Here is a 22,650-nt window from a genome sequence, read left to right as displayed (position 1 = left end):
ATTCATCCACTGTGGTTGAAATCCTTCCCCCCTCCCCCCATATGAGTCTGCATCAGGCATTTTCGCCCCGCTGCGTGGAGACTCTCCCTTGACTACCATCGTTTCTGTCCGCCGTAACGGCAAAGTCGTCATGGGCGGCGACGGCCAGGTTTCCCTCGGCAACACCGTGATGAAAGGCAACGCCAAGAAAGTCCGGCGCCTGTACAACGGCCAGGTCATCGCTGGCTTCGCCGGTGCCACCGCCGACGCCTTCACCCTGTTCGAGCGCTTCGAAGCCCAGCTGCAGAAACACTCCGGCCACCTGGTGCGCGCCGCCGTCGAGCTGGCCAAGGAATGGCGTACCGACCGTTCCCTGAGCCGCCTGGAAGCGATGCTGGCGGTGGCCAACAAGGACGCGTCCCTGATCATCACCGGCAACGGCGACGTGGTCGAGCCCGAGGATGGCCTGATCGCCATGGGCTCCGGTGGTGCCTACGCCCAGGCCGCGGCCCGCGCCCTGCTGAACAAGACCGACCTCTCAGCCCGCGAAATCGCCGAGACTGCCCTGAACATCGCCGGCGACATCTGCGTGTTCACCAACCACAACCTGACCATCGAGGAGCAGGACCTGGCCGAGTGATCAGCTGTTCTGGCGCCCCATCCCGGTGATGGGGCCTTCCCACGCTGAATCACTCTGCTCGAGGACCATTTTCATCATGTCCATGACCCCCCGCGAGATCGTCCACGAACTCAACCGTCACATCATCGGCCAGGACGACGCCAAGCGCGCCGTGGCCATCGCCCTGCGCAACCGCTGGCGGCGCATGCAGCTGCCGGCCGAGCTGCGCGCCGAGGTGACCCCGAAGAACATCCTGATGATCGGCCCCACCGGGGTCGGCAAGACCGAAATCGCCCGGCGCCTGGCCAAGCTGGCCAACGCACCGTTCATCAAGGTCGAAGCGACCAAGTTCACCGAAGTCGGCTATGTCGGCCGTGATGTCGAATCGATCATCCGCGACCTGGCCGATGCCGCGCTGAAGATGCTACGCGAGCAGGAGATCGTGCGCGTGCGCCACCGCGCCGAGGACGCCGCCGAAGACCGCATCCTCGACGTCCTGCTGCCGCAGGCGCGGGTCAGCAGCTTCAGCGAGGAAGCCCAGCAGTCGAGCAGCGACTCCAACACCCGCCAGCTGTTCCGCAAGCGCCTGCGCGAAGGCCAGCTGGATGACAAGGAAATCGAGATCGAAGTCGCCGATGCCGTGGGCGTCGAGATCGCCGCGCCGCCCGGCATGGAAGAGATGACCAACCAGCTGCAGAGCCTGTTCGCCAACATGGGCAAGGGCAAGCGCAAGGCGCGCAAGCTGAAGGTCAAGGATGCCCTGAAGATGGTCCGCGACGAAGAAGCCAGCCGCCTGGTCAACGACGAAGACCTCAAGGCCAAGGCCCTGGAAGCGGTCGAGCAGCACGGCATCGTGTTCATCGACGAGATCGACAAGGTGGCCAAGCGTGGCAACGTCGGCGGCGCCGATGTATCCCGTGAAGGCGTGCAACGCGACCTGCTGCCGCTGATCGAAGGCTGCACCGTCAATACCAAGCTGGGCATGGTCAAGACCGACCATATCCTGTTCATCGCTTCCGGCGCGTTCCACCTGAGCAAGCCGAGCGACCTGGTGCCCGAGCTGCAGGGTCGCCTGCCGATCCGTGTCGAGCTCAAGGCCCTGACCCCGGAAGACTTCGAGCGCATCCTCAAGGAGCCGCACGCCTCGCTGACCGAACAGTACCGCGAACTGCTCAAGACCGAGGGCCTGCACATCGAGTTCGCCGACGAGGGCCTCAAGCGCCTGGCCGAGATCGCCTACCAGGTCAACGAGAAAACCGAGAACATCGGTGCCCGCCGCCTGCACACCCTGCTCGAGCGCCTGCTCGAGGAGGTGTCGTTCAGCGCCGGTGACCTGGCCAGCGCCCACGAAGAGACGCCGATCAACATCGACGCGGCGTACGTGAACAGCCACCTCGGTGAGCTGGCGCAGAACGAAGACCTGTCGCGCTACATCCTGTAAGACCGCAGAGAGCCGCTTTGCGGCCCTTTCGCGACACAAGGCCGCTCCTACAGAGGATCGCGTTTCCCTGTAGGAGCAGCCCCCTTGCACAATGCCTGGAATCACTCGAAGCTTGCAGCTTGACGCTCAAGAGAGATAACCCATGGCCCGCCTGCCCACCGCCATCAACCTGCACAAAGCCTCCAAGACCCTCACCCTCACCTACGCCCCCGGCGAGGTCTACCACCTGCCTGCCGAATTCCTGCGCGTGCATTCCCCCTCTGCCGAGGTCCAGGGCCACGGCAACCCGATCCTGCAGTTCGGCAAGATCAACGTCGGCCTCAACGGCCTGGAACCGGCCGGTCAGTACGCACTGAAACTGACCTTCGACGATGGCCATGACTCAGGATTGTTCACCTGGGAGTACCTCGAGCAACTGTGCCTGCGCCAGCAACAGCTGTGGGACGAATATCTCGATGAACTGCACAAGGCCGGGAAGTCCCGCGACCCGTCCGAATCCGTGGTTAAACTGATGCTCTAGCGCAAGGCCACCAGGCTTTAGAGCGCATTTTCTAATCTCATCTGCTTGAATGCCTAAATGGCAGCCAATGACTGGCTGTCTTGCGCATTACACGAAAGTCGGGTAACCAATGGGGCTGGCAAGTTCCCTGCATTGTGTTTCACGCAGGCAGGGCCAGGCCGGTATGTACAGGTCGCGAGCGAAAGCAGGTTGTCTTCATACGCACCAACCCCCGCAGCTCATCACCGCCACGCATCCGGTCGCAGCACCGCTGTTCCTTATCACTGGTCACCCGAGTAGCAGTACCGGGCTGTCACAGCACGCCGGTACTCGTCTCAGGACAACGGAGCGTCGTAGATGAGTAACAAGAACAACGATGAGTTGCAGCGGCAGGCCTCGGAAAACACCCTGGGGCTCAATCCGGTCATCGGCATTCGCCGCAAGGACCTGCTGACCTCGGCGCGCACGGTGCTGCGCCAGGCCGTTCGCCAGCCGTTGCACAGCGCCCGCCACATGGCGCATTTCGGCCTGGAACTGAAAAACGTGCTGCTGGGCAAGTCGGCCCTGCAACCGGAGGGCGACGACCGTCGCTTCAGCGACCCGGCCTGGAGCCAGAACCCCCTGTATCGCCGCTACCTGCAAACCTACCTGGCCTGGCGCAAGGAGCTCAACGACTGGATCGGCAGCAGCGACCTGTCGCCGCAGGACATCAGCCGCGGCCAGTTCGTCATCAACCTGCTGACCGAGGCCATGGCGCCCACCAACACCTTGTCCAACCCGGCGGCGATCAAGCGCTTCTTCGAAACCGGCGGCAAGAGCCTGCTCGATGGCCTATCCCACCTGGCCAAGGACATGGTCAACAATGGCGGCATGCCCAGCCAGGTCAACATGGAAGCCTTCGAGGTGGGCAAGAACCTGGGCACCAGCGAAGGCGCGGTGGTGTACCGCAACGATGTGCTGGAGCTGATCCAGTACAAGCCCATCACCGAGCAGGTGCACAGCCGCCCGCTGCTGGTGGTGCCGCCGCAGATCAACAAGTTCTACGTCTTCGACCTGAGTCCGGAGAAGAGCCTGGCGCGCTTCTGCCTGCGCTCGCAGCAGCAGACCTTCATCATCAGTTGGCGCAACCCGACCAAGGCCCAGCGCGAGTGGGGCCTGTCCACCTACATCGACGCCCTCAAGGAAGCGGTCGACGCGGTGTTGGCGATCACCGGCAGCAAGGACCTGAACATGCTCGGCGCCTGCTCCGGCGGCATCACCTGCACCGCGCTGGTGGGCCATTACGCCGCGCTGGGCGAGAAAAAGGTCAATGCCCTGACCCTGCTGGTCAGCGTGCTCGATACCACGGTCGACACCCAGGTGGCGCTGTTCGTCGACGAGCAGACCCTCGAAGCGGCCAAGCGCCACTCCTACCAGGCCGGGGTGCTCGAAGGGAGCGACATGGCCAAGGTGTTCGCCTGGATGCGCCCCAACGACCTGATCTGGAACTACTGGGTCAACAACTACCTGCTGGGCAACGAACCGCCGGTGTTCGACATCCTGTTCTGGAACAACGACACCACCCGCCTGCCGGCCGCCTTCCACGGCGACCTGATCGAGATGTTCAAGAACAACCCGCTGACCCGCTCCGATGCCCTGGAAGTCTGTGGCACCGCCATCGACCTGAAGAAAGTCGAGTGCGACATCTACAGCGTGGCCGGCACCGCCGACCACATCACGCCCTGGCAGTCGTGCTACCGCTCGGCGCACCTGTTCGGTGGCAAGATCGAGTTCGTGCTGTCCAACAGCGGGCATATCCAGAGCATCCTCAACCCACCGGGCAACCCCAAGGCGCGCTTCATGACCGGCGAGGACCGCCCTGACGACCCGCTGTCCTGGCAGGAGAACGCGGTCAAGCACGCCGACTCCTGGTGGCTGCACTGGCAAACCTGGCTGGGCGAGCGCGCTGGCGAGCTGAAAAAAGCGCCGGCACGGCTGGGCAATCGCGCCTATGGCGCAGGCGAAGCCGCACCCGGTACCTACGTCCACGAACGTTGAGCTGAACCGCCGCGCAGCCTACCGGCCTCGCGCGGCGCTACTTTCACCCCAGAGTCACGCGCATGCCGGAACCGTACATTTTCAGGACCGTCGAGCTGGACCAGCAGTCCATCCGTACCGCGGTCCGCCCGGGCAAGCCACACCTGACGCCGCTGCTGATTTTCAACGGCATCGGCGCCAACCTCGAACTGGTGTTCCCGTTCATCGAGGCCCTGGACCCGGACCTGGAGGTCATCGCCTTCGACGTGCCCGGGGTCGGTGGCTCGTCCACCCCGCGCCACCCCTACCGCTTTCCTGGCCTGGCCAAACTGACCGCGCGCATGCTCGACTACCTGGACTACGGCCAGGTCAATGTCATCGGCGTATCCTGGGGCGGCGCCCTGGCCCAGCAGTTCGCCCACGACTACCCCGAGCGCTGCAAGAAGCTGGTGCTGGCCGCCACCGCCGCCGGCGCTGTGATGGTGCCGGGCAAACCCAAGGTGCTGTGGATGATGGCCAGCCCCCGACGCTATATCCAGCCTTCCCACGTGATCCGCATCGCCCCGCTGATCTACGGTGGAGGCTTTCGCCGCGACCCGGACCTGGCCATGCACCATGCCTCGAAGGTGCGCTCCGGCGGCAAGCTGGGCTACTACTGGCAGCTGTTCGCAGGCCTGGGCTGGACCAGCATCCATTGGCTGCACAAGATCCACCAGCCAACCCTGGTGCTGGCCGGCGACGACGACCCGCTGATCCCGCTGATCAACATGCGCCTGCTGGCCTGGCGAATTCCCAATGCCCAGCTACACATAATCGACGACGGCCACCTGTTCCTGATCACCCGAGCCGAGGCCGTCGCCCCGATCATCATGAAATTCCTCCAGCAGGAGCGCCAACGCGCGGTCATGCACCCACGACCCGCTGCGCGCACCTGAGGAGCTGGCGTGGGAGCGGGCTTGCCCCGCGATCGGCCGGATTGCTAAACGATGGAGTGTTGGCATGAAAGACAAACCGGTGCCCGCCACCAGCATGAACGTGCAGAACGCCATCACCGGCCTGCGTGGTCGTGACCTGATCTCGACCTTGCGCCAGGTCGGCCGGATCGGCCTGCGCAACCCGCTGCACACCGCGCATCACCTGCTGAGCCTGGGCGGCCAGTTGGGCCGGGTGCTGATCGGCGACTCTTCGCTGCAGCCACACCCGCGGGACGCTCGCTTCAGCGACCCGACCTGGCAGCACAACCCGCTCTACCGCCGTGGCCTGCAAGCCTACCTGGCCTGGCAGCGGCAGACCCGCCAGTGGATCGAGGAAAGCAGCCTGGGCGACGACGACCGCGCCCGCGCGCAGTTTCTGTTCAACCTGGTCAGCGATGCCGTGTCGCCGAGCAACTCGCTGCTCAACCCGCTGGCGATCAAGGAGCTGTTCAACAGCGGCGGGCAGAGCCTGCTGCGCGGCGCCAGCCACCTGCTCGACGACTTGCGCCACAACGATGGCCTGCCGCGCCAGGTGGACGAGCGCGCCTTCGAGGTCGGCGGCAACCTGGCCGCCACCCCCGGCGCGGTAGTGTTTCGCAACGAGCTGCTGGAGCTGATCCAGTACAAACCCATGAGCGAGAAGCAATATGCCCGCCCGCTGCTGGTGGTGCCGCCGCAGATCAACAAGTTCTATATCTTCGACCTGGGCTCGACCAACAGCTTTGTCCAATACATGCTCAAGCAGGGCTTGCAGGTGTTCATGGTCAGCTGGCGCAACCCCGACCCGCGCCACCGCGAATGGGGGCTGTCGAGCTATGTACAGGCCCTGGAAGAGGCGCTCAACGCCTGCCGCAGCATCAGCGGCAGCCGCGATCCCAACCTGATGGGCGCCTGCGCTGGTGGCTTGACCATGGCCGCGCTGCAAGGCCACCTGCAGGCGAAAAAGCAACTGCGCAAGGTGCGCAGCGCCACCTACCTGGTGAGCCTGCTCGACAGCCAGTTCGACAGCCCCGCCAGCCTGTTCGCCGACGAGCAGACCATCGAGGCGGCCAAGCGCCGCTCCTACCAGCGTGGCGTGCTGGACGGCGGCGAGGTGGCGCGGATCTTCGCCTGGATGCGGCCCAACGACCTGATCTGGAACTACTGGGTCAACAACTACCTGATGGGCAAGACCCCGCCGGCCTTCGACATCCTCTACTGGAACGCCGACAACACCCGCCTGCCGGCGGCCTTGCACGGCGACCTGCTGGACTTCTTCAAGCTCAACCCGCTGACCTTCCCTGCCGGGCTGGAGGTGTGCGGCACGCCGATCGACCTCAAGCAGGTCGCCCTGGACAGCTTCACCGTTGCCGGTAGCAACGACCACATAACCCCGTGGGACGCGGTGTACCGCTCGGCACTGCTGCTGGGTGGCGAGCGGCGCTTCATCCTGGCCAACAGCGGACATATCCAGAGCATCATCAACCCGCCCGGCAACCCCAAGGCCTACTATCTGCACAACCCCAAGCTTTCCAGCGACCCGCGCGCCTGGTTCCACGACGCCGAGCGGCGCGACGGCAGTTGGTGGCCGCTGTGGCTGGACTGGATCAGCCAGCGCTCCGGCACGCTCAAGGCGCCGCGCCCCGAATTGGGCAACGCCACCTATCCACCGCTGGGCCCCGCGCCAGGCACCTACGTACTGGCCCGCTGACCGGATGAAGACCCGCGACCGAATCCTCGAATGTGCCTTGCAACTGTTCAACCGCCAAGGCGAGCCAAATGTTTCGACCCTGGAGATCGCCAATGAACTGGGCATAAGCCCCGGCAACCTGTATTACCACTTTCACGGCAAGGAGCCGCTGGTGATAGGCCTGTTCGAGCGCTTCGAGGAGCAGCTGATGCCGCTGCTCGATCCGCCGCTGGACGTGCGCCTGGACGCCGAGGACTACTGGCTGTTCCTGCACCTGATCGTCGAGCGCATGGCGCAGTACCGCTTCCTGTTCCAGGACCTGTCCAACCTCACCGGGCGCCTGCCCAAGCTGGCCCGGGGCATGCGCAGCCTGATCAACGCGCTCAAGCGCACCCTCGCCGCGCTGTTGGCCAGCCTCAAGAGCCAAGGCCAGGTGACCAGCGAAACCCAGGCGCTGGGGCAGTTGGTGGAACAGATCACCCTGACCTTGATGTGCTCGCTGGATTACCAGCGGGTACTGGGCCGCGAGGGTGACGTGGGGGTGGTGGTGTACCAGGTGATGATGCTGGTGGCACCACATCTGCACGCCCCGGCGCGCAAGGCTGCGGAGCAACTGGCGATGCGCTACCTGGAGGCGTAGCAAGCGGCCTTCGCGGCGCCTGGTTCGCCAGCAAGGCTGGCTCCTACGGGCAGGCAGGTCGCAGATGCGTAGGAGCCGGCTTGCCGGCGAACACCGGCATAGTCGGTGCCATCCACCGCAGCGTCTGGTTCGCCAGCACGGCTGGCTCCTACAAGCCGGCGCGCCAGCTCAGCCGCTGCCCATCACCGCGGCGCGATGCGATGCGATGCGATGCGGGCATCACAGGCTGAACCGACCCACCATCCCGCGTAATTGCTGCCCCAACTGCTCCAACTCGCCACTCGACACCGCGGTCTGCTCACTGGCCACGCTGGTTCGATCGGACACATCGCGCACATTGATCACGCTGCGGTTGATCTGCTCGGCCACCACGCTCTGTTGCTCGCTGGCCGTCGCAATCTGCTGGTTCATGCCCTGGATGGTCGACACCGTCGCGGTGATCTGCCCCAGCGCGTCGCCGGCTTTGCGGCTGAGCTCGACGCTCTTGCTGGTGAGGTCCTTGCTGTTGTCGAGCAAGCGGGTCACTTCGTCAGTACCGCGATGCAGGTTGTCGATCAGTTGCTCGATTTCCTCGGTCGACTGCTGCGTACGCTGGGCCAGCCCGCGCACCTCGTCGGCGACCACGGCGAACCCCCGCCCGGCCTCACCGGCCCGCGCCGCCTCGATGGCGGCGTTGAGCGCCAGCAAGTTGGTCTGTTCCGATACCGACTTGATCACATCGAGAATCGAGCCGATCCGCTGGCTCTCGCCCGACAGGTGGCCCATGGCCTCGAGACAGTGGTCCATCTGCCCGGCCAGTTGCTCGATGCGTGAGATTGCCTCGGCCACCACCTGGTCACCCAACTGTGCCTGGCTATCGGCGGTGGTCGCGGCCATCGACGCCTGCTCGGCATTTTGCGCCACCTCCTGCACCGTGGCGCTCATCTGGTTCATCGCCGTGGCCACCTGGTCGGTTTCTTCACGCTGCTGGTTGATCCGCTCGCGGGTGTCGACGCTGGAAGTCGCCAGCTCCGCGGCGGCCCGCGACAGGTGGCCAACGCCCTGGTCGATGCCGCCGAGCAGATCGCGCAGGCTCAGGGTCATTTCCCGCATGCTGGCCTGCAATTGGCCCATCTCATCGCGGCGTTCGACCGTCTCCACCTTGCTGAGGTCGCCCCGGGCAATGCGCGCAGCCTGTGCCAGCACCTGGTGCAGCGGGCCGGTGATCTGACGGGTGATGACCCAACCGGCAATCACGCCCACCAGCAATGCCAATACCGCAACGCCGGTCAGTAGCGAGCGGTCGGCCACGGCCTCGCTATCGCGTTGCTTGATCTTGCGATCGCCCAGCTGCAGGCTGGCAGCGCGCAATTGCTCGCCCATCTTCTCCATGTCGTCCTGCAGCCGCTCCACCTCCAGCGCGACCGTGCGATAGCGTTGCAGACTGGTGCGATAACGGCCAAGTTCGGTGCCGGGACGTTGGGTCAACTGCGTCGATAACTCCAGCGGCGCGACACCGCGCAACAACTGTTCGAGACTGGTGTCCGCCGCTTCCAGCGCGGCATCGCCTACCTTGGCGAAGCTTTCACGTGGGCCGAAGGAGTAAGCCGGCACCTTGCTCTGCTGGCTAGCCGTTTCGACATGGCGGCTCAGGGTGTCCATCAACCCCAGGACGCTACCCTGCTGGCCATCGCCAGGCATTTTCAACAGCGCCTGGGTTTGCAGGTCGTCGACGACCTTCTGCAGGGTCTCGAGGTGCTCCAGCATTGCCGTGCGCAGGCCCTCGCGGCTGTCGACGGCGCGCTGCAGGGCGCTGAAGTCGTCCTGCAGCCGCTGCAACAGCTCGATCATCTGGTCCAGCAACTGGCGTGACTCGTCGACATTGCTGCGTTGATGCAACGTGCTCAGGCGGCTTTGCATCTGGTCGAGCACGCTGCTGATACGGGCCTTGCTGTTGTTGTCGTTGAGCACGCGAAAGGTGATGCGCTCAGCCCGCAGGTCCTTGGTCAGATCGTTGATCGCACCGATCTCGCTGAGCTGTACCGAGCGGCTGATGGAGCCATCCAGCGCGCGCCAACCACTGATGGTAGTGGCCAGGGTGAGCAGCAGCACCACGGCGAAGCCCAGGGCGAGCTTGTGCCTGACGCCGAGGTTGCCGAGTTTGCGGTCGAGATAAGTGAACATGGCGGGTCTCCGTCCAGTTGAGAGAAGGCCATAGCGGCACTTTGCCGCTATGGTCATCGCTCATCGACAGAGAAGCTGCCGGACGGGGCCTGCAATTCGGGTAGGAAAAGTCGTTGCGGGCTGAAGGAAAATTCCTGCGGCCCGCAACGGCGCGGTTTACAGACGGAAGCGCCCGACCAGGCCTTGCAGGTGGGTGCCCAGGCGCGCGAGCTCGACGCTGGAGCTGGCGGTCTCCTCGCTGGCCGCCGAGGTCTGGTCGGAGATATCGCGCACGTTCATCACGCTGCGGTTGATCTCCTCGGCCACCGCGCTCTGCTGCTCGGCGGCAGTGGCGATCTGTTGGTTCATCGCCTGGATCGACGACACGGTGTGGGTGATGGTGGCCAGCGAACCACCGGCGCGACGGGTCAGTTCGACGCTGCTGTCGGTCAACGCGCGACTGCTGTCCATGACGTTGGCCACCCGCTCGGTGCCGCTCTGCAGACCGGCGATCAGTTCCTCGATCTCCTCGGTGGACTGCTGGGTGCGCTGGGCCAGGCTACGCACCTCGTCGGCGACCACGGCGAAGCCGCGCCCGGCCTCGCCGGCCCGGGCCGCCTCGATGGCGGCGTTGAGTGCCAACAGGTTGGTCTGCTGGGCCACCGCCTTGATCACGTCGAGCACACTGCCGATCTTGTCGCTTTCGGCCTTGAGCTGATTCATCGCCTCGCTGGAGTTCACCACTTCGCTTGCCAGGCGCTCGATCTGGGCGATGGCCTGGCCGACCACCTTGTCGCCCTCACGGGCCTGCTGGTCAGCCGCCAACGCCGCCTCCGAGGCTTGCTCGGCATTGCGCGCCACTTCCTGCACGGTGGCGGCCATCTCGTTCATGGCGGTGGCCACCTGGTCGGTCTCGACCTTCTGGTTGTTGACCCCGGCGCTAGTCTGTTCGGTCACCGCCGACAGCTCCTCGGCCGCGCTGGCGATCTGCGTGACGCCGTCACCGATGCCACCGATCAGCTCGCGCAGGCTCTGGGTCATGCGTTGCATGCTCGCTTGCAACTGACCCAGTTCGTCGCGGCGCTCGGCCTTGAGGTCCTGGCGCAAGTCACCGCCGGCCACCCGCTCGGCGGCGGCGAGGGTCTGGCGCAACGGCACGATGATCTGCCGGGTGATAGCGAAGGCGGCCAGCACGCCGAGCAGCAGGGCCAGGGCGGTGGCACCGGCGAGCAGGGTCTTGGCTTGCTGGGTACCCTGGTCGCGAACCTGGGTCTGCGAAGCGCTCATTTGCAGGCTGGTGTCCAGCAGCACGGTGCCCTGCGCAGCCATATGCGCAAGCGCCTGTTCACTGGCAGCCTGCGCGTTACCCACCTGCAACACGGCATCACGGTACGCGGCCAAGGCACTGGCGGCGTCGTCGAGGCCGGCGGCGTACTCGGCGGGTAGCTTGGTTGGCAACGCCTTGAGCACCGCCAGCGCCTGGTCGATGGCCTGCAGCGCGGTCTGCTGGAACTCGGCCTTGCCACTGTAGGTGTATCCGCGCACCTGGAAGCGCGCCTGCTGCAACTGCGTGCTGACTTCCACGGCGGGCTGGTACTGGCTGATATCGCCGGCCTGCAGCAGGCGCTGCTGGACCTTGTCGATCAGCTCGGCGGCCTGGTCGGCGCTGTCGCCCAGCACCTGGCGGCTGGCACTGCGCCGCTGGTCGGCCTGCTTGAGGTCGTTGAACGCCTGCTGGTACTGGCGCACGGCATCGCGCTGCTGCTCCAGGCGCTGGCGGTCGGCGGGCAGTTCGATCTGGTCGAGCATGGACTGCACCTGACGCTCGAGGTTGGCCAGGGCCTTCTCCAGCTCGGTGACGCCGGCCTGGTCGCGGTTACGCTCATAGTGCTGGCGGGCGATGCGCAGGTCCTGGGTGTACTGGTGGATCACCGATATATTGCCGAGCTTGTCGCCACGGCTGGTTACGCTGTCCAGGCCCAGCCAGCCGGTGAAGGTGATGGCAAGGGTCAGCAGCAGGACCAGGCCGAAACCTATCCCCAGCTTGCGGTTGACGCTCATATTTCCCAGAGACTGGGCGAACCAACGGTACATAGACGACTCCCCGACGCGTGGCAGTGCGGATTATTGTTTTCTTGCACAGGCCATCGGCGCGCGTCGGGGAAACTTGATGAGAAAAAGCTGACCTGCTTGTCAGAAAATTCGCGAAAGCAAGGCGGTCACAGCCGTTTCTACTCGCAGGATTCGGTCGCCTAGCTGTACCGGCGCCAGCCCTGCCTTGCCCAGCAGGTCGATTTCATAGGGAATCCAGCCGCCTTCCGGGCCAATCGCCAGGGTCACCGCTTGCTCAACAGCGCGCGGACAGGCGGGATAAGGCCCGGGGTGGCCGACCAGGCCAAGGGTGCCGGCGGCGATCGCGGGCAGGCGGTCTTCGACGAACGGCTTGAAGCGCTTCTCGATGATCACCTCAGGCAGCACCGTGTCACGCGCCTGCTCAAGGCCGAGGATCAGGTTTTCGCGGATGCTCTCGGGGTTGAGGAACGGCGTCTGCCAGAAGCTCTTTTCCACTTTGTAGCTGTTGACCAGGATCAGCCGCGGCACGCCCAGGGTGGCGACCGTCTGAAACAGCCGGCGCAACATCTTCGGCCGTGGCACGGCCAACACCAAGGTCAGTGGCAACTTGGCCGGAGGGGGCTGGTCGAAAGCCACCTGCAATTCGGCTTCATGACCTGCAAGGCGCACCACCTCGGCCTTGCCCATGAGCCCGCCAATACGCCCCACGCGCAGGCTGTCACCCACCGCCACGCGGTGGATTTCCTGCATGTGGGTGAAACGGCGATCGGCCAGGATGACGCGGTCGGCCGACACGAAGTCGGCCTCTTCGAGGAGCAACAGGTTCACGATTGGGTCGCTGGCGGCTGGTCGTTATGGTCGTTACCGGCTTCTTCGCGCGCATGGCTGCGTTTGCGGATCAGGCTGCCACACAGCACGCCGACCTCGAACAGCATCCACATCGGCACGGCCAGCAGGGTCTGGGAGAAGATATCCGGTGGGGTGAGGATCATGCCGACCACAAAGCAACCGATGATCACGTACGGGCGGATCTTTTTCAGGTACTGCACATCGACCACGCCGATCCACACCAACAGCACCACCGCCACCGGGATCTCGAAAGCGACCCCGAAGGCGAAGAACAAGGTCATGACGAAGTCCAGGTAACTGGCGATATCGGTCATCATCGACACGCCTTCAGGGGTGGCGCTGGCGAAGAAACCGAAGATCAGCGGGAACACCAGGAAGTAGGCGAAGGCCATGCCGGCATAGAACAGGAAGATGCTCGACACCAGCAACGGGATGGCGATGCGCTTTTCGTGGCGGTACAGGCCCGGCGCGATGAAGCCCCAGATCTGCTGCAGGATGAACGGAATCGCCAGGAACAGCGAAACGATCATGGTCAACTTGAACGGTGTCAGGAACGGCGAGGCCACGTCGGTGGCGATCATCGTCGCATTGGCCGGCAAGTGCGCGCGCAGCGGCGCCGAGACCAGGGTGTAGATCTGCTGAGCGAAGGAGAACAGCCCAGCGAAGATCAGGAAGATGGCGGCGACGCAACGCAGCAGGCGGGTGCGCAGTTCGGTCAGGTGCGAGACCAGCGGCATTGGCTGGTCATGTTCCGGATTCTCGCTCATGGGGCTCGCGGCGGTGGTGACGGTTCGGAGGATGGCGTTGCGCTTGGCTGCGTGGGCGCAGACTCGGCGGCAGGTGTGGCGGGCGTCTCGGTGCTGGCCGGGGGCTGAGCGGGCGCCAGAGGGTTGAGGATGCGCTTGGCCTCCTGCTCCATCTGCAGGATGTGCTCGTTATGCAGCTGGCGGCGGATGTCGTCGGCACCGATCTCGCGCTCGACCTCCATCTTGATCGCGTTGAAGCTGCGCTTGAGGCGGCCGATCCACAGCCCGGCGGTGCGCGCGGCCCCCGGCAGGCGCTCGGGGCCGAGCACCAGCAGGGCGACCAGGCCGACCAGCAGCAGCTCGCTGAAACTGATGCCGAACATGGCTCAGTCTTTCCGCTGCGGCTCTTGGACCGGCTGGGCCTGGCCCTCGATGGTCTGGCCCTGAGCCTGTTGCGCGGTGTTCTGCACCGGCGGCACTGGCTGGGCTGGCGGCGGGGTCTGCTCGGCCGGCTTGGTTTCTTCTTCGTTCATGGCCTTGCGAAAGCCCTTGATCGACTCGCCCAGGTCGCTGCCGAAGTTCTTCAGCTTCTTGGTGCCGAACACCAGTACCACGACGACCAGCAGGACGATCCAGTGTTTCCAGTCAAAAATGCCCATTTCGTACTCCTGAAAAATATGTGTCGGTCTATCGGGCCCTGGGGCTGCTGTGCAGCCCATCGCGGCACGGCCCCTGTAGGAGCGGCCTTGCGCCGCGAAAGGGGCGCAACGCGCGCCCCTGCAATCATTCAGGCAGACGGCTGCCGCGCCGCCTTCTCGTCATGCCCGGAAAGCCCGAAGCGGCGCTCCAGCTCATCGAGCACCGCCTGCGGATGCTGGCCCAGCGCGCTGAGCATGACCAGGCTATGAAACCACAGGTCCGCGGTTTCATAGATGACATCGCGGTAATCCTGGCTGGCGGCGGCATCCTTGGCGGCGATGATGGTCTCGATGGACTCTTCGCCGAGCTTCTCGAGGATCTTGTTCAGGCCCTTGTGATAGAGACTGGCCACGTAGCTGCTGTCTGGCGCCGCGTGTTTGCGTTCCTCGAGCACCTCGGCGAGGCGATTTAGCGTGTCGCTCATGTTCAGTGCCCTGCGCTGTAGATGGCGTGCGGATCCTTCAGGACCGGATCGACGGTTTTCCACTGGCCGTCCTCGAAGACCCGGTAGAAGCAGCTTTCACGGCCGGTATGGCAGGCGATATGGCCCAGTTGCTCGACCATCAGGATGATCACGTCGGCGTCGCAGTCCAGGCGCATTTCGTGCAGTTTCTGCACATGGCCGGACTCCTCGCCCTTGCGCCATAGCTTACCCCGCGAGCGCGACCAGTAGATGGCGCGATGCTCGGCGGCGGTCAGGGCCAGGGATTCACGGTTCATCCAGGCCATCATCAGCACGCGCCCGGTCTTGTGGTCCTGGGCGATGGCCGGTACCAGGCCCTCGCTGTTCCACTTGATCTCGTCCAGCCAGTCTTTCATCGTCGACTCCAAACGGGCCCGCTCCCGTACCGGGCCCCTGTGCGCTAGTGTGCCAGCCAGCCGCGCGGCTGGCTATCGGCGCACGATCAGGTAAAGGCCGGCAGCCAGCATCAACCAGGCGGGCCAGGCGGCCGGGGCGCTGAGGCTGGCGGCACCGGCGGCCAGAGTCGCGCCACCACCAAGCAGGCCGGCGCCGAGCAGGCGTAGCGCCCAGTTGTCACCGGCGCGGCGGCGCTCGGGCAGTTGCGGGTCGTGCAGGTGCGGCTGCGACAGGCGCTCGAGCAGGTCGCGGGTCATGTCGGCCAGGTGCGGCAGTTGCTCGGCCTGGCTGTACAGGTTGCCGATCACCGCCTTGGGGCTCATGCGCTCGCGCATCCAGCGCTCCAGGAACGGCTTGGCGGTGCTCCACAGGTCCAGGTCGGGATATAACTGGCGACCTAGGCCCTCGATGTTGAGCAGGGTCTTTTGCAGTAGCACCAGCTGCGGCTGGACTTCCATGTTGAAGCGCCGCGCGGTCTGGAACAGGCGCATCAGCACCTGGCCAAAGGAAATATCCTTGAGCGGTTTCTCGAAGATCGGCTCGCACACAGTGCGGATCGCCGCCTCGAACTCGTTGACCTTGGTCTGTGCCGGTACCCAGCCAGAATCGATGTGCAACTGGGCGACACGGCGATAGTCACGCTTGAAGAAGGCAATCAGGTTGCGCGCCAGGTAGTCCTGGTCCTCGGCCGTCAGGCTACCGACGATGCCGCAGTCGATGGCGATGTACTGCGGGCTCCACGGCTTGACCGTGCTGACGAAGATGTTGCCCGGATGCATGTCGGCGTGGAAGAAGCTGTCGCGGAAGACCTGGGTGAAGAACACCTCGACGCCACGCTCGGCGAGCATCTTCATGTCGGTGCGCTGGTCGGCCAAGGTGGCCATGTCGGTGACCGGCACGCCATAGATACGCTCCATCACCAGCACCTTGGGCCGACAGAAGTCCCAGTACACCTGAGGCACGTACATCAGCTCGGAGCCTTCGAAGTTGCGCCGCAGCTGGCTGGCGTTGGCCGCCTCGCGCAGCAGGTCGAGCTCGTCGTAGATGGTCTTCTCGTAATCGCCGACGATTTCCACCGGGTGCAGGCGGCGGGCGTCGGCCGAGGCGCGCTCGGCGGCCTTGGCGATCAGGAACAGCCAGGCCAGGTCCTGGGCGATCACTGGCTTCAGGCCGGGGCGCACCACCTTGACCACCACCTCTTCACCGCTCTTGAGCCGCGCGGCGTGCACCTGGGCCACCGAGGCCGAGGCCAGCGGCTCGACATCGAAGCGGCTGAACACTTCACCGACCTTGGCGCCGAGTTGCTCCTCGATCAGCGCCACGGCCCGTTGTGGGTCGAACGGCGGCACGCGGTCCTGCAGCAGCATCAGCTCGTCGGCGATGTCGGTGGGCAGCAGGTCACGGCGGGTAGAGAGCAACTGGCCGAACTTGATGAAGATCGGCCCCAGGTCCTGCAAGGCCAGGCGCAGCCGAGCGCCACGGCTGAGTGCGGAGGGCTTGCGCGGCAACCAGCGCCAGGGCATCAGCAGGCGCAGGCTGGCCAGCCACCAGGGCAGCAGGGGTTGTTCGAACAGCAGGTCATCGAGGCGGTAGCGGATCACGACGCGCTGGATGCGCAACAGACGGCGGACGGCGAGCAGCTTCATGCGTTATCGCTGGTATCAGGAGAATGGGCGGCGAGGCGGCGCAGGCGCGCCTCGAGGCGTTCGATGTCGATCTTGAGGGCGTCGAGCTCGCTGAAGGCGGCTTCGGCCTCGCGCTTGCCGACCAGGGTACGGGATTCTTCGGCCAGGTACTCGGAGAGGTTCTGGCTGAAGCGGCTCAAGCCCTGCCGGGTCCAGCGCGTGCGCAGGCGCACGTGGCCGGCGATCAACGCGGTGGCCACCGGGCCTAGCCAGCGCGACAGCTCGTACTCCCAGTCCAGCTCGAGATCCTGCAGCACGCCGACCAGGTCGAGCAGCACGGCACTGTCGCCATGCAACGCCACCTGGGGGCTGTGCAGCACCGCGGTCTTGTCCTGTGCCAGGGCCAACTGCGCCAGGCGCCCGGCGGGGGCGCGCAGGGTGCAGTCGACCTCGCCCTCCCAATGGGCGGCGAGCATCAGGCCCTCGTCGTCGGGCAGCACGAACAGCTTGAGCGCTGGCTGCACACAGTCGATCTCGATGACCTTGCCTTCCAGCGCGGCCAGGCGCGGCAACGCGGTGCTGTCCATGCGCAGCACACGGTTGAGCCCGTGCTCGACGCTGGCAAGCAGGCCGGCGAGCAGCATCAGGGCTTGATTCCCCGGTGCACGGCGACGATGCCGCTGGTCATGTTGTGGTAGCTGACGCGGTCGAAACCGGCCTCGACCATCATGCTCTTGAGCGTTTCCTGATCGGGGTGCATGCGGATCGATTCGGCCAGGTAGCGGTAGCTTTCCGAGTCGTTGGTGATCAGCTTGCCGGCCAGCGGCATGAAGGCGAACGAGTAGGCGTCGTAGGCCTTGGACATCAGCTTGTTGGTCGGTTTGGAGAACTCCAGGATCAACAGCCGGCCGCCGGGCTTGAGCACGCGCAGCATGGAGCGGATGGCCGCGTCCTTGTGCGTCACGTTGCGCAGGCCGAAGGCGATGGTCACGCAGTCGAAGTGATTGTCCGGGAACGGCAGCTTCTCGGCGTCGGCCTGGACGAACTCGATGTTGCCGGACACCCCGCGGTCGAGCAGGCGGTCACGGCCGACCTTGAGCATCGACTCGTTGATGTCGGCGAGCACCACTTGTCCGCTCGGGCCTACGAGACGCGAGAACTTGGCCGCCAGGTCTCCGGTACCGCCGGCGATGTCCAGCACGCGGTTGCCGCTGCGCACACCGGACAGTTCGATGGTGAAGCGCTTCCACAGGCGGTGCATGCCGCCGGAGAGCACGTCGTTCATCAGGTCGTATTTGGCGGCCACCGAGTGGAAGACCTCGGCGACTTTCTTCGCCTTCTGGCTTTCCGGCACGTCCTGGTAACCAAAGTGGGTGGTGGGTTCGGCGTGGTCGCCTTTGCGCTGGTCGGTCATTTCGCTTCACCAGAAAAAAATTACCGCCATTCTATGGGCAATGGGCGGTTTTGTCTTGGCAGGGTGTGCCGCCGGGCGGGTGGGGGCATAATGCGGCCATTGTCTTCATATCCAGGAACACCCGCATGACCCAGATCAGCGTCGAACGCAAACACTCCCTCGGCCGCGAGGCCGCCCGCGCCAAGGCCGAAGCGCTGGTCGACAAACTGACCCGTGAATACGACCTCAAGGCCAGCTGGAACGGTGATCGTGTCGATGTGAAACGCAGTGGCGCCAACGGCAGCGTGCACATCGGTGACGACACCATCCGGGTCGAATTGAAGCTAGGCATGATGCTGTCGATGATGAGCGGCACCATCAAGGGCGAGATCGAGCGGGCGCTGGACAAGGCGCTGGCCTGAAACGACGGTTCGCCGGCAAGCCGGCTCCTACGGGTCGCAACGATGCCGGCGCACAGCCCTCACCCTGTACCTTAGGGTGAGGATTCTAATTTTTTCGCCTACCTTCACGCTCAAGCCCTACCACCCTGGGCAGTTCCTCCCTCCCTTAAATGAGCATGAGGTGCAGAGCATGGCCAAAGTGAATCTCAAGCAAAAAGACGACGCCCAAGGCAGTACCCTGGGCGAGGTGCGCGGCTACGCGCGCAAGATCTGGCTGGCAGGCATCGGTGCCTACGCCCGCGTCGGCCAGGAAGGTTCCGACTACTTCAAGGAGCTGGTCAAAGCCGGCGAAGGCGTCGAGAAACGCGGCAAGAAGCGCATCGGCAAGGCCGTCGACGCGGCCAACACCCAGCTCGACGAAGCCACCCAGGAAGTCACCCGCGTGCCCGGCCGGGTCGAGGCGCAGCTGGATAAAATCGAGCGGGCCTTCGACGCACGGGTAGGTCGCGCCTTGAATCGCCTCGGCATTCCGTCTAAACATGACGTTGAGGCGTTGTCCATCAAGCTTGAACAGCTGCACGAGCTGCTCGAGCGCGTCGCGCACAAACCATAAGGAGAGCAGGATGGCTGGCAAGAAGAACACCGAGAAAGAAGGCAGTTCCTGGATCGGCGGCGTCGAGAAGTACTCACGCAAGATCTGGTTGGCTGGCCTGGGCATCTACTCCAAGATCGACCAGGACGGTCCGAAGCTGTTCGATTCGCTGGTGAAGGATGGCGAAAAGGCCGAGAAGCAGGCGAAGAAGACTGCCGAAGACGTGGCCGAAACCGCCAAGTCGTCGACCAACTCGCGAGTGTCGGGGGTCAAGGACCGTGCGCTGGGCAAATGGAGCGAACTCGAAGAGGCCTTCGACAAGCGCCTGAACAGCGCCATCTCACGCCTGGGCGTGCCCAGCCGCAATGAGATCAAGGCCCTGCACCAGCAGGTCGATTCGCTGACCAAGCAGATCGAGAAACTGACCGGTGCGTCGGTGACCCCGATCTCCAAGGCCAAGGCGAGCGCGAGCAAACCGGCGGCCAAGCCACTGGCCAAGGCTGCGACCAAGCCCGCCGCCAAACCTGCGGCGAAAACCGCGGCGGCCAAGCCTGCGGCCAAGCCGGTAGCAGCCAAGCCCGCCAGCAAACCAGCCGCGGCGAAAAAGCCACCCGTGAAGAAAGCGCCGGCCAAAACGGCAGCGGCCAAGCCTGCCACTGCGGCGCCAGCGGCCACCGCAGCACCGGCACCGAGCGCAGCGCCGGCCAGCAACACGCCATCGGCACCGGTGAACGCCGCCACCCAGGGCTGAACCGCGTCGCCTGGTTCGCCAGCAAGGCTGGCTCCTACGGATCGAAATGAACTGAGATCAGAGGTAGGAGCCGGCCTTGCCGTCGGGATCACAGCACCTGGCGCAGGAACGCCTGGGCCCGTGGGTCCTTCGGCGCGGCGAAGAACTGCGCTGGCGGCGAGTCTTCCAGCAACTTGCCGTGATCGAAGAACAGCACCCGGTCCGCCACTTCCCGGGCAAAGCCCATCTCGTGGGTCACGCAGACCATGGTCATGCCTTCCTGGGCCAAGGTCTTCATCACGTCCAGCACCTCGCCGACCATTTCCGGATCGAGCGCCGAAGTCGGCTCGTCGAACAGCATCACCTTCGGTTCCATCGCCAGCGCCCGGGCGATAGCCACCCGTTGCTGCTGGCCACCGGACAACCGCGATGGGTACTCGTTGGCCTTTTGCGCGATACCGACCTTTTCCAGCAACGCCCGCGCCTTGGCCTCGCGCTCGGCCTTGTTGCGCTTGCGCACCACCTTCTGCGCCAGGCACAGGTTTTCCAGCACGGTCATGTGCGGGAACAGGTTGAAGTGCTGGAACACCATGCCGACTTCGCGGCGATAGGCATTGATATCGGTCTTCGGGTCGTCCAGTTGCAAGCCGTCGATGGACACATGGCCCTCGTCGAAATGCTCCAGGCCATTCAGACAGCGCAGGAAGGTCGACTTGCCCGAACCCGACGGGCCGAGCACCACCACCACTTCGCCCTTGGCGACCTGGGTGGTGACGTTGTCCACCGCGCGCACCACCATGCCACGGGTATCGAAGACTTTCAGCAGATCACGGACTTCAATCACTTTGCGCAAGCCTCCGCTCGAGCCGGCTGGCGATGTGCGACAGCGGCAGGTTGATCAGCAGGTACAGGCCCGCCACGCAGAACCAGATCTCGAAGGTCGAGAAGGACGTGGTGATGGCCTCGCGACCGCTCTTGGTCAGCTCGGTGATGGCAATCACCGACACCAGGGAGGTGTCCTTGACCAGGCTGATGAACTGCCCGGCCAAGGGTGGCAGCACGCGTTTGAAGGCCTGCGGCAGGATCACATGGCGCATCGACTGGCTTGCGTTCAGGCCCAGCGAGCGCGCCGCCTCGTTCTGGCCCTTGGCGATCGACTGCACCCCGGCGCGGACGATCTCGGCGACGTAGGCGCCGGTGAACAGTGCCAGCGCCGCTACCCCGGCAAACTCGCGGGACAGGTTGAGCACGGTGCCGATGAAGAAGTAGAAGATGAAGATCTGCACCAGCAGCGGCGTGCCGCGCACCAGTTCGACATAGACCGTGGACAGGTCACGCAGGGTGGGGTTGCTCGACAGCCGGCAAAGCCCGGCGAACAGGCCGATCACCAGGCCCAGGGCACCGGATATGACCGAGATCCACAGCGTGGTCCACAGGCCCCAGGCCAAAGGGCCAGCGGCCCAGTGACGGGTGACGCCGATGGCATCGCCCTCGGCGACGTCGTCGCCGCGGGCCAGCAGCATGCTGTCCTTGGCCACTTCGACGACTTGGGTGTCGCCGCTCTCGTCCTTCAGGGTGACCCGGGCGTTGTTGCCGGACACCACGATCTCCTCGACCGTGCCAGGGTTGGCGGCACGCTGGGTTTCCTCGGCCTTGTAGGCGAAGTATTGCGGAACGCGGTTCCAGCGCCACTCGTAGGAAATCATCGAGGTGGCCAGGTACAGGCTGATCGCCAGGCCCACCAGGACCAGCGCGGTCAGCCCGTGCCAGGGCCACTGTGCTTTCTTGTGTTTGATCACGTGGGGTACTTCCGTAAATGCGAACGCGCAGGGCTTGCCTGCGCGTCGAGGTCAGCGCTTGGTTTTTTGGCCCAGGCCTTATTCCATTTCCTTCAGCCAGTCCTTGTTCTTGAACCACTTGTCGTGAATACGATCGTAGGTCCCGTCATGCTTGATCTGGTGCAGGAAGTTGTTGATGTAGTTGATGCTGTCGTAGTCGCCTTTCTTCAGGCCGAAGGCCAGCGGCTCGTAGGTGAAGGGTTCTTCGAGGAACAGCAGCTTGCCGGCGCCGGCCTTCTCCACCGCCACCACGTTGTAGGGCGAGTCGTAGACGAAGGCGTCGGCCTTGCCGTTGACCACGTCCATCACGCCTTCCTGCTCGTTGTCGTAGCCGTGATACTTGGCCTTGCCGATCAGTTTCTTCGCGACCATCTCGCCGGTGGTGCCGAGCTTGGAGGTGAGGCGGTACTTCTCGTTGTTCAGGTCCTTGTACGACTTGATCTCGCCCGCCAGCTCCTTGCGGATCAGCAAGGTCTGGCCGACGACGATGAAGGGCTCGCTGAAGTTAAGGCGCAGGTTGCGTTCCTGGGTCAGGGTCATGCCGCTGCCAATGAAATCGAACTTGTCGGTCATCAGGGCCGGGATGATGCCGTCGTAGGCGGTGGAGACCATCTCCAGCTTGACGCCCATGGACTTGGCCATCGCCTTGAGGATGTCGACTTCGAAGCCGATGATTTCGCCGCGTTTGTTGGTCATTTCGAACGGCATGTAGGTTGGGTCCATGCCGACCCGCAGGGTGCCGCGCTTGACCGCGTCATCGATGGCGCCAGCCTGGGCGGCGGATACCGCGATCAGGGCAGTCGCGCCGACCAGCAGTCGCGACAGGAGTTTCTTCATCATCACCAAGTCCCCTAGCAAGAAATACG

24 protein-coding genes and 1 pseudogene are annotated in these 22,650 nt (G+C 64.6%); 10 read left to right on the top strand and 15 right to left on the bottom strand.

Going from position 1 to position 22,650, the window contains the following annotated elements; genetic code table 11:
• Positions 1-88 precede the first annotated feature (88 nt).
• From hslV to ACODS5_RS07090, 7 genes are all read left to right on the top strand, one after another.
• Positions 89-619 carry an ATP-dependent protease subunit HslV gene (gene hslV / locus ACODS5_RS07120; RefSeq protein ID WP_134690445.1) on the top strand — a complete coding sequence of 177 codons (531 nt, stop codon included), beginning with the start codon at positions 89-91 and terminating at the stop codon, positions 617-619.
• 76 nt (positions 620-695) lie between these two features.
• Positions 696-2,039, top strand: coding sequence for an ATP-dependent protease ATPase subunit HslU (hslU, locus tag ACODS5_RS07115; RefSeq protein ID WP_134690447.1), 1,344 nt, complete (start codon positions 696-698; stop codon positions 2,037-2,039).
• Positions 2,040-2,181: 142 nt separating this feature from the next.
• Positions 2,182-2,559, top strand: coding sequence for a gamma-butyrobetaine hydroxylase family protein (locus ACODS5_RS07110; RefSeq protein ID WP_134690448.1), 378 nt, complete (start codon positions 2,182-2,184; stop codon positions 2,557-2,559).
• A 336-nt stretch (positions 2,560-2,895) separates the two neighbouring features.
• Positions 2,896-4,575: a class II poly(R)-hydroxyalkanoic acid synthase gene (phaC, locus tag ACODS5_RS07105; protein ID WP_134690450.1), complete on the top strand. Its 1,680-nt coding sequence runs from the start codon at positions 2,896-2,898 to the stop codon at positions 4,573-4,575.
• Positions 4,576-4,637: 62 nt separating this feature from the next.
• Positions 4,638-5,489, top strand: a complete 852-nt coding sequence (phaZ, locus tag ACODS5_RS07100; RefSeq protein ID WP_134690452.1) for a poly(3-hydroxyalkanoate) depolymerase — start codon at positions 4,638-4,640, stop codon at positions 5,487-5,489.
• A 64-nt stretch (positions 5,490-5,553) separates the two neighbouring features.
• Complete coding sequence (gene phaC / locus ACODS5_RS07095; protein WP_134690454.1) at positions 5,554-7,218, top strand: class II poly(R)-hydroxyalkanoic acid synthase; 1,665 nt, start codon at positions 5,554-5,556, stop codon at positions 7,216-7,218.
• Between the two features lie 4 nt (positions 7,219-7,222).
• Positions 7,223-7,837, top strand: coding sequence for a TetR/AcrR family transcriptional regulator (locus ACODS5_RS07090; protein ID WP_134690456.1), 615 nt, complete (start codon positions 7,223-7,225; stop codon positions 7,835-7,837).
• 219 nt (positions 7,838-8,056) lie between these two features.
• Here the strand turns inward: ACODS5_RS07090 and ACODS5_RS07085 are convergent, their stop codons facing one another.
• The 12 genes and pseudogenes from ACODS5_RS07085 to ubiE form a co-directional block, all read right to left on the bottom strand.
• Positions 8,057-8,920, bottom strand: coding sequence for a methyl-accepting chemotaxis protein (locus ACODS5_RS07085; RefSeq protein ID WP_489108311.1), 864 nt, complete (start codon positions 8,918-8,920; stop codon positions 8,057-8,059).
• A pseudogene (locus tag ACODS5_RS07080) lies at positions 8,912-10,000 on the bottom strand (methyl-accepting chemotaxis protein); the annotation flags it as partial. The gene ACODS5_RS07085 and the pseudogene ACODS5_RS07080, both read right to left, overlap by 9 nt.
• Before the next feature lie 156 nt (positions 10,001-10,156).
• Complete coding sequence (locus ACODS5_RS07075) at positions 10,157-12,073, bottom strand: HAMP domain-containing methyl-accepting chemotaxis protein (RefSeq protein WP_489108293.1); 1,917 nt, start codon at positions 12,071-12,073, stop codon at positions 10,157-10,159.
• Positions 12,074-12,172: 99 nt separating this feature from the next.
• Positions 12,173-12,880: a 16S rRNA (uracil(1498)-N(3))-methyltransferase gene (locus tag ACODS5_RS07070; RefSeq protein ID WP_134690462.1), complete on the bottom strand. Its 708-nt coding sequence runs from the start codon at positions 12,878-12,880 to the stop codon at positions 12,173-12,175.
• Positions 12,877-13,668, bottom strand: coding sequence for a twin-arginine translocase subunit TatC (tatC, locus tag ACODS5_RS07065; protein WP_134690464.1), 792 nt, complete (start codon positions 13,666-13,668; stop codon positions 12,877-12,879). Before tatC ends, ACODS5_RS07070 begins: the two co-directional genes overlap by 4 nt.
• Positions 13,665-14,030 (bottom strand): Sec-independent protein translocase protein TatB, encoded by a 366-nt coding sequence (tatB, locus tag ACODS5_RS07060; protein WP_134690466.1) that lies wholly within the window; start codon positions 14,028-14,030, stop codon positions 13,665-13,667. Before tatB ends, tatC begins: the two co-directional genes overlap by 4 nt.
• 3 nt (positions 14,031-14,033) lie before the next feature.
• Positions 14,034-14,306, bottom strand: a complete 273-nt coding sequence (locus ACODS5_RS07055; RefSeq protein WP_110994127.1) for a twin-arginine translocase TatA/TatE family subunit — start codon at positions 14,304-14,306, stop codon at positions 14,034-14,036.
• A 128-nt stretch (positions 14,307-14,434) separates the two neighbouring features.
• Positions 14,435-14,770 (bottom strand): phosphoribosyl-ATP diphosphatase, encoded by a 336-nt coding sequence (locus ACODS5_RS07050; RefSeq protein WP_134690468.1) that lies wholly within the window; start codon positions 14,768-14,770, stop codon positions 14,435-14,437.
• 2 nt (positions 14,771-14,772) lie between these two features.
• Complete coding sequence (gene hisI, locus ACODS5_RS07045) at positions 14,773-15,165, bottom strand: phosphoribosyl-AMP cyclohydrolase (protein ID WP_134690470.1); 393 nt, start codon at positions 15,163-15,165, stop codon at positions 14,773-14,775.
• Positions 15,166-15,237: 72 nt separating this feature from the next.
• A complete protein-coding gene (gene ubiB, locus ACODS5_RS07040; protein WP_134690472.1) occupies positions 15,238-16,851 on the bottom strand; it encodes a ubiquinone biosynthesis regulatory protein kinase UbiB in 1,614 nt (537 codons plus the stop codon).
• On the bottom strand, positions 16,848-17,474 hold the full coding sequence (locus ACODS5_RS07035; protein WP_489108292.1) for a ubiquinone biosynthesis accessory factor UbiJ: 627 nt from the start codon (positions 17,472-17,474) through the stop codon (positions 16,848-16,850). The genes ubiB and ACODS5_RS07035 overlap by 4 nt, the downstream gene beginning before the upstream one ends.
• Entirely contained in the window at positions 17,474-18,244 is a 771-nt protein-coding gene (ubiE, locus tag ACODS5_RS07030; RefSeq protein ID WP_134690476.1) for a bifunctional demethylmenaquinone methyltransferase/2-methoxy-6-polyprenyl-1,4-benzoquinol methylase UbiE, read from the bottom strand. The genes ACODS5_RS07035 and ubiE overlap by 1 nt, the downstream gene beginning before the upstream one ends.
• 125 nt (positions 18,245-18,369) lie before the next feature.
• On the opposite strand from ubiE, the gene ACODS5_RS07025 reads away from it, so the two are divergent.
• The 3 genes from ACODS5_RS07025 (at position 18,370) to ACODS5_RS07015 (ending at position 19,967) form a co-directional block, all read left to right on the top strand.
• The gene (locus ACODS5_RS07025; protein ID WP_134691415.1) at positions 18,370-18,645 is read left to right on the top strand and encodes a polyhydroxyalkanoic acid system family protein; all 276 of its coding nucleotides are present in this window, start codon (positions 18,370-18,372) and stop codon (positions 18,643-18,645) included.
• A gap of 169 nt (positions 18,646-18,814) precedes the next feature.
• A complete protein-coding gene (locus ACODS5_RS07020; protein ID WP_134691412.1) occupies positions 18,815-19,237 on the top strand; it encodes a phasin family protein in 423 nt (140 codons plus the stop codon).
• A gap of 10 nt (positions 19,238-19,247) precedes the next feature.
• Positions 19,248-19,967 carry a phasin family protein gene (locus tag ACODS5_RS07015; protein WP_489108291.1) on the top strand — a complete coding sequence of 240 codons (720 nt, stop codon included), beginning with the start codon at positions 19,248-19,250 and terminating at the stop codon, positions 19,965-19,967.
• Between the two features lie 88 nt (positions 19,968-20,055).
• Here the strand turns inward: ACODS5_RS07015 and ACODS5_RS07010 are convergent, their stop codons facing one another.
• The 3 genes from ACODS5_RS07010 to ACODS5_RS07000 all read right to left on the bottom strand — a co-directional run bounded on the left by ACODS5_RS07010 (position 20,056) and on the right by ACODS5_RS07000 (position 22,621).
• Positions 20,056-20,790, bottom strand: coding sequence for an amino acid ABC transporter ATP-binding protein (locus tag ACODS5_RS07010; protein ID WP_134691414.1), 735 nt, complete (start codon positions 20,788-20,790; stop codon positions 20,056-20,058).
• Positions 20,783-21,745 carry an amino acid ABC transporter permease gene (locus ACODS5_RS07005; RefSeq protein ID WP_134691410.1) on the bottom strand — a complete coding sequence of 321 codons (963 nt, stop codon included), beginning with the start codon at positions 21,743-21,745 and terminating at the stop codon, positions 20,783-20,785. The genes ACODS5_RS07010 and ACODS5_RS07005 overlap by 8 nt, the downstream gene beginning before the upstream one ends.
• Positions 21,746-21,823: 78 nt before the next feature.
• Positions 21,824-22,621 carry a transporter substrate-binding domain-containing protein gene (locus tag ACODS5_RS07000; protein WP_167659469.1) on the bottom strand — a complete coding sequence of 266 codons (798 nt, stop codon included), beginning with the start codon at positions 22,619-22,621 and terminating at the stop codon, positions 21,824-21,826.
• Positions 22,622-22,650 lie beyond the last annotated feature (29 nt).

It is taken from the genome of Pseudomonas sp. FG47, from assembly GCF_057809115.1.
This window is presented reverse-complemented; position numbering and strand designations above follow the sequence as displayed.

Bases quoted from the DNA above. Each gene is read 5' to 3' on its own strand.
- ACODS5_RS07090 (WP_134690456.1), top strand. From the start codon at position 7,223: ATGAAGACCCGCGACCGAATCCTCGAATGTGCCTTGCAACTGTTCAAC.
- ACODS5_RS07025 (WP_134691415.1), top strand. From the start codon at position 18,370: ATGACCCAGATCAGCGTCGAACGCAAACACTCCCTCGGCCGCGAGGCC.
- ubiB (WP_134690472.1), bottom strand. From the start codon at position 16,851: ATGAAGCTGCTCGCCGTCCGCCGTCTGTTGCGCATCCAGCGCGTCGTG.
- ACODS5_RS07035 (WP_489108292.1), bottom strand. From the start codon at position 17,474: ATGCTGCTCGCCGGCCTGCTTGCCAGCGTCGAGCACGGGCTCAACCGT.
- tatC (WP_134690464.1), bottom strand. From the start codon at position 13,668: ATGAGCGAGAATCCGGAACATGACCAGCCAATGCCGCTGGTCTCGCAC.
- phaC (WP_134690454.1), top strand. From the start codon at position 5,554: ATGAAAGACAAACCGGTGCCCGCCACCAGCATGAACGTGCAGAACGCC.
- ACODS5_RS07050 (WP_134690468.1), bottom strand. From the start codon at position 14,770: ATGAGCGACACGCTAAATCGCCTCGCCGAGGTGCTCGAGGAACGCAAA.
- phaC (WP_134690450.1), top strand. From the start codon at position 2,896: ATGAGTAACAAGAACAACGATGAGTTGCAGCGGCAGGCCTCGGAAAAC.
- ACODS5_RS07000 (WP_167659469.1), bottom strand. From the start codon at position 22,621: ATGAAGAAACTCCTGTCGCGACTGCTGGTCGGCGCGACTGCCCTGATC.
- tatB (WP_134690466.1), bottom strand. From the start codon at position 14,030: ATGTTCGGCATCAGTTTCAGCGAGCTGCTGCTGGTCGGCCTGGTCGCC.
- phaZ (WP_134690452.1), top strand. From the start codon at position 4,638: ATGCCGGAACCGTACATTTTCAGGACCGTCGAGCTGGACCAGCAGTCC.
- hslU (WP_134690447.1), top strand. From the start codon at position 696: ATGTCCATGACCCCCCGCGAGATCGTCCACGAACTCAACCGTCACATC.
- ubiE (WP_134690476.1), bottom strand. From the start codon at position 18,244: ATGACCGACCAGCGCAAAGGCGACCACGCCGAACCCACCACCCACTTT.
- ACODS5_RS07055 (WP_110994127.1), bottom strand. From the start codon at position 14,306: ATGGGCATTTTTGACTGGAAACACTGGATCGTCCTGCTGGTCGTCGTG.
- ACODS5_RS07110 (WP_134690448.1), top strand. From the start codon at position 2,182: ATGGCCCGCCTGCCCACCGCCATCAACCTGCACAAAGCCTCCAAGACC.
- ACODS5_RS07020 (WP_134691412.1), top strand. From the start codon at position 18,815: ATGGCCAAAGTGAATCTCAAGCAAAAAGACGACGCCCAAGGCAGTACC.
- ACODS5_RS07015 (WP_489108291.1), top strand. From the start codon at position 19,248: ATGGCTGGCAAGAAGAACACCGAGAAAGAAGGCAGTTCCTGGATCGGC.
- ACODS5_RS07075 (WP_489108293.1), bottom strand. From the start codon at position 12,073: ATGTACCGTTGGTTCGCCCAGTCTCTGGGAAATATGAGCGTCAACCGC.
- ACODS5_RS07085 (WP_489108311.1), bottom strand. From the start codon at position 8,920: ATGACCCTGAGCCTGCGCGATCTGCTCGGCGGCATCGACCAGGGCGTT.
- hisI (WP_134690470.1), bottom strand. From the start codon at position 15,165: ATGAAAGACTGGCTGGACGAGATCAAGTGGAACAGCGAGGGCCTGGTA.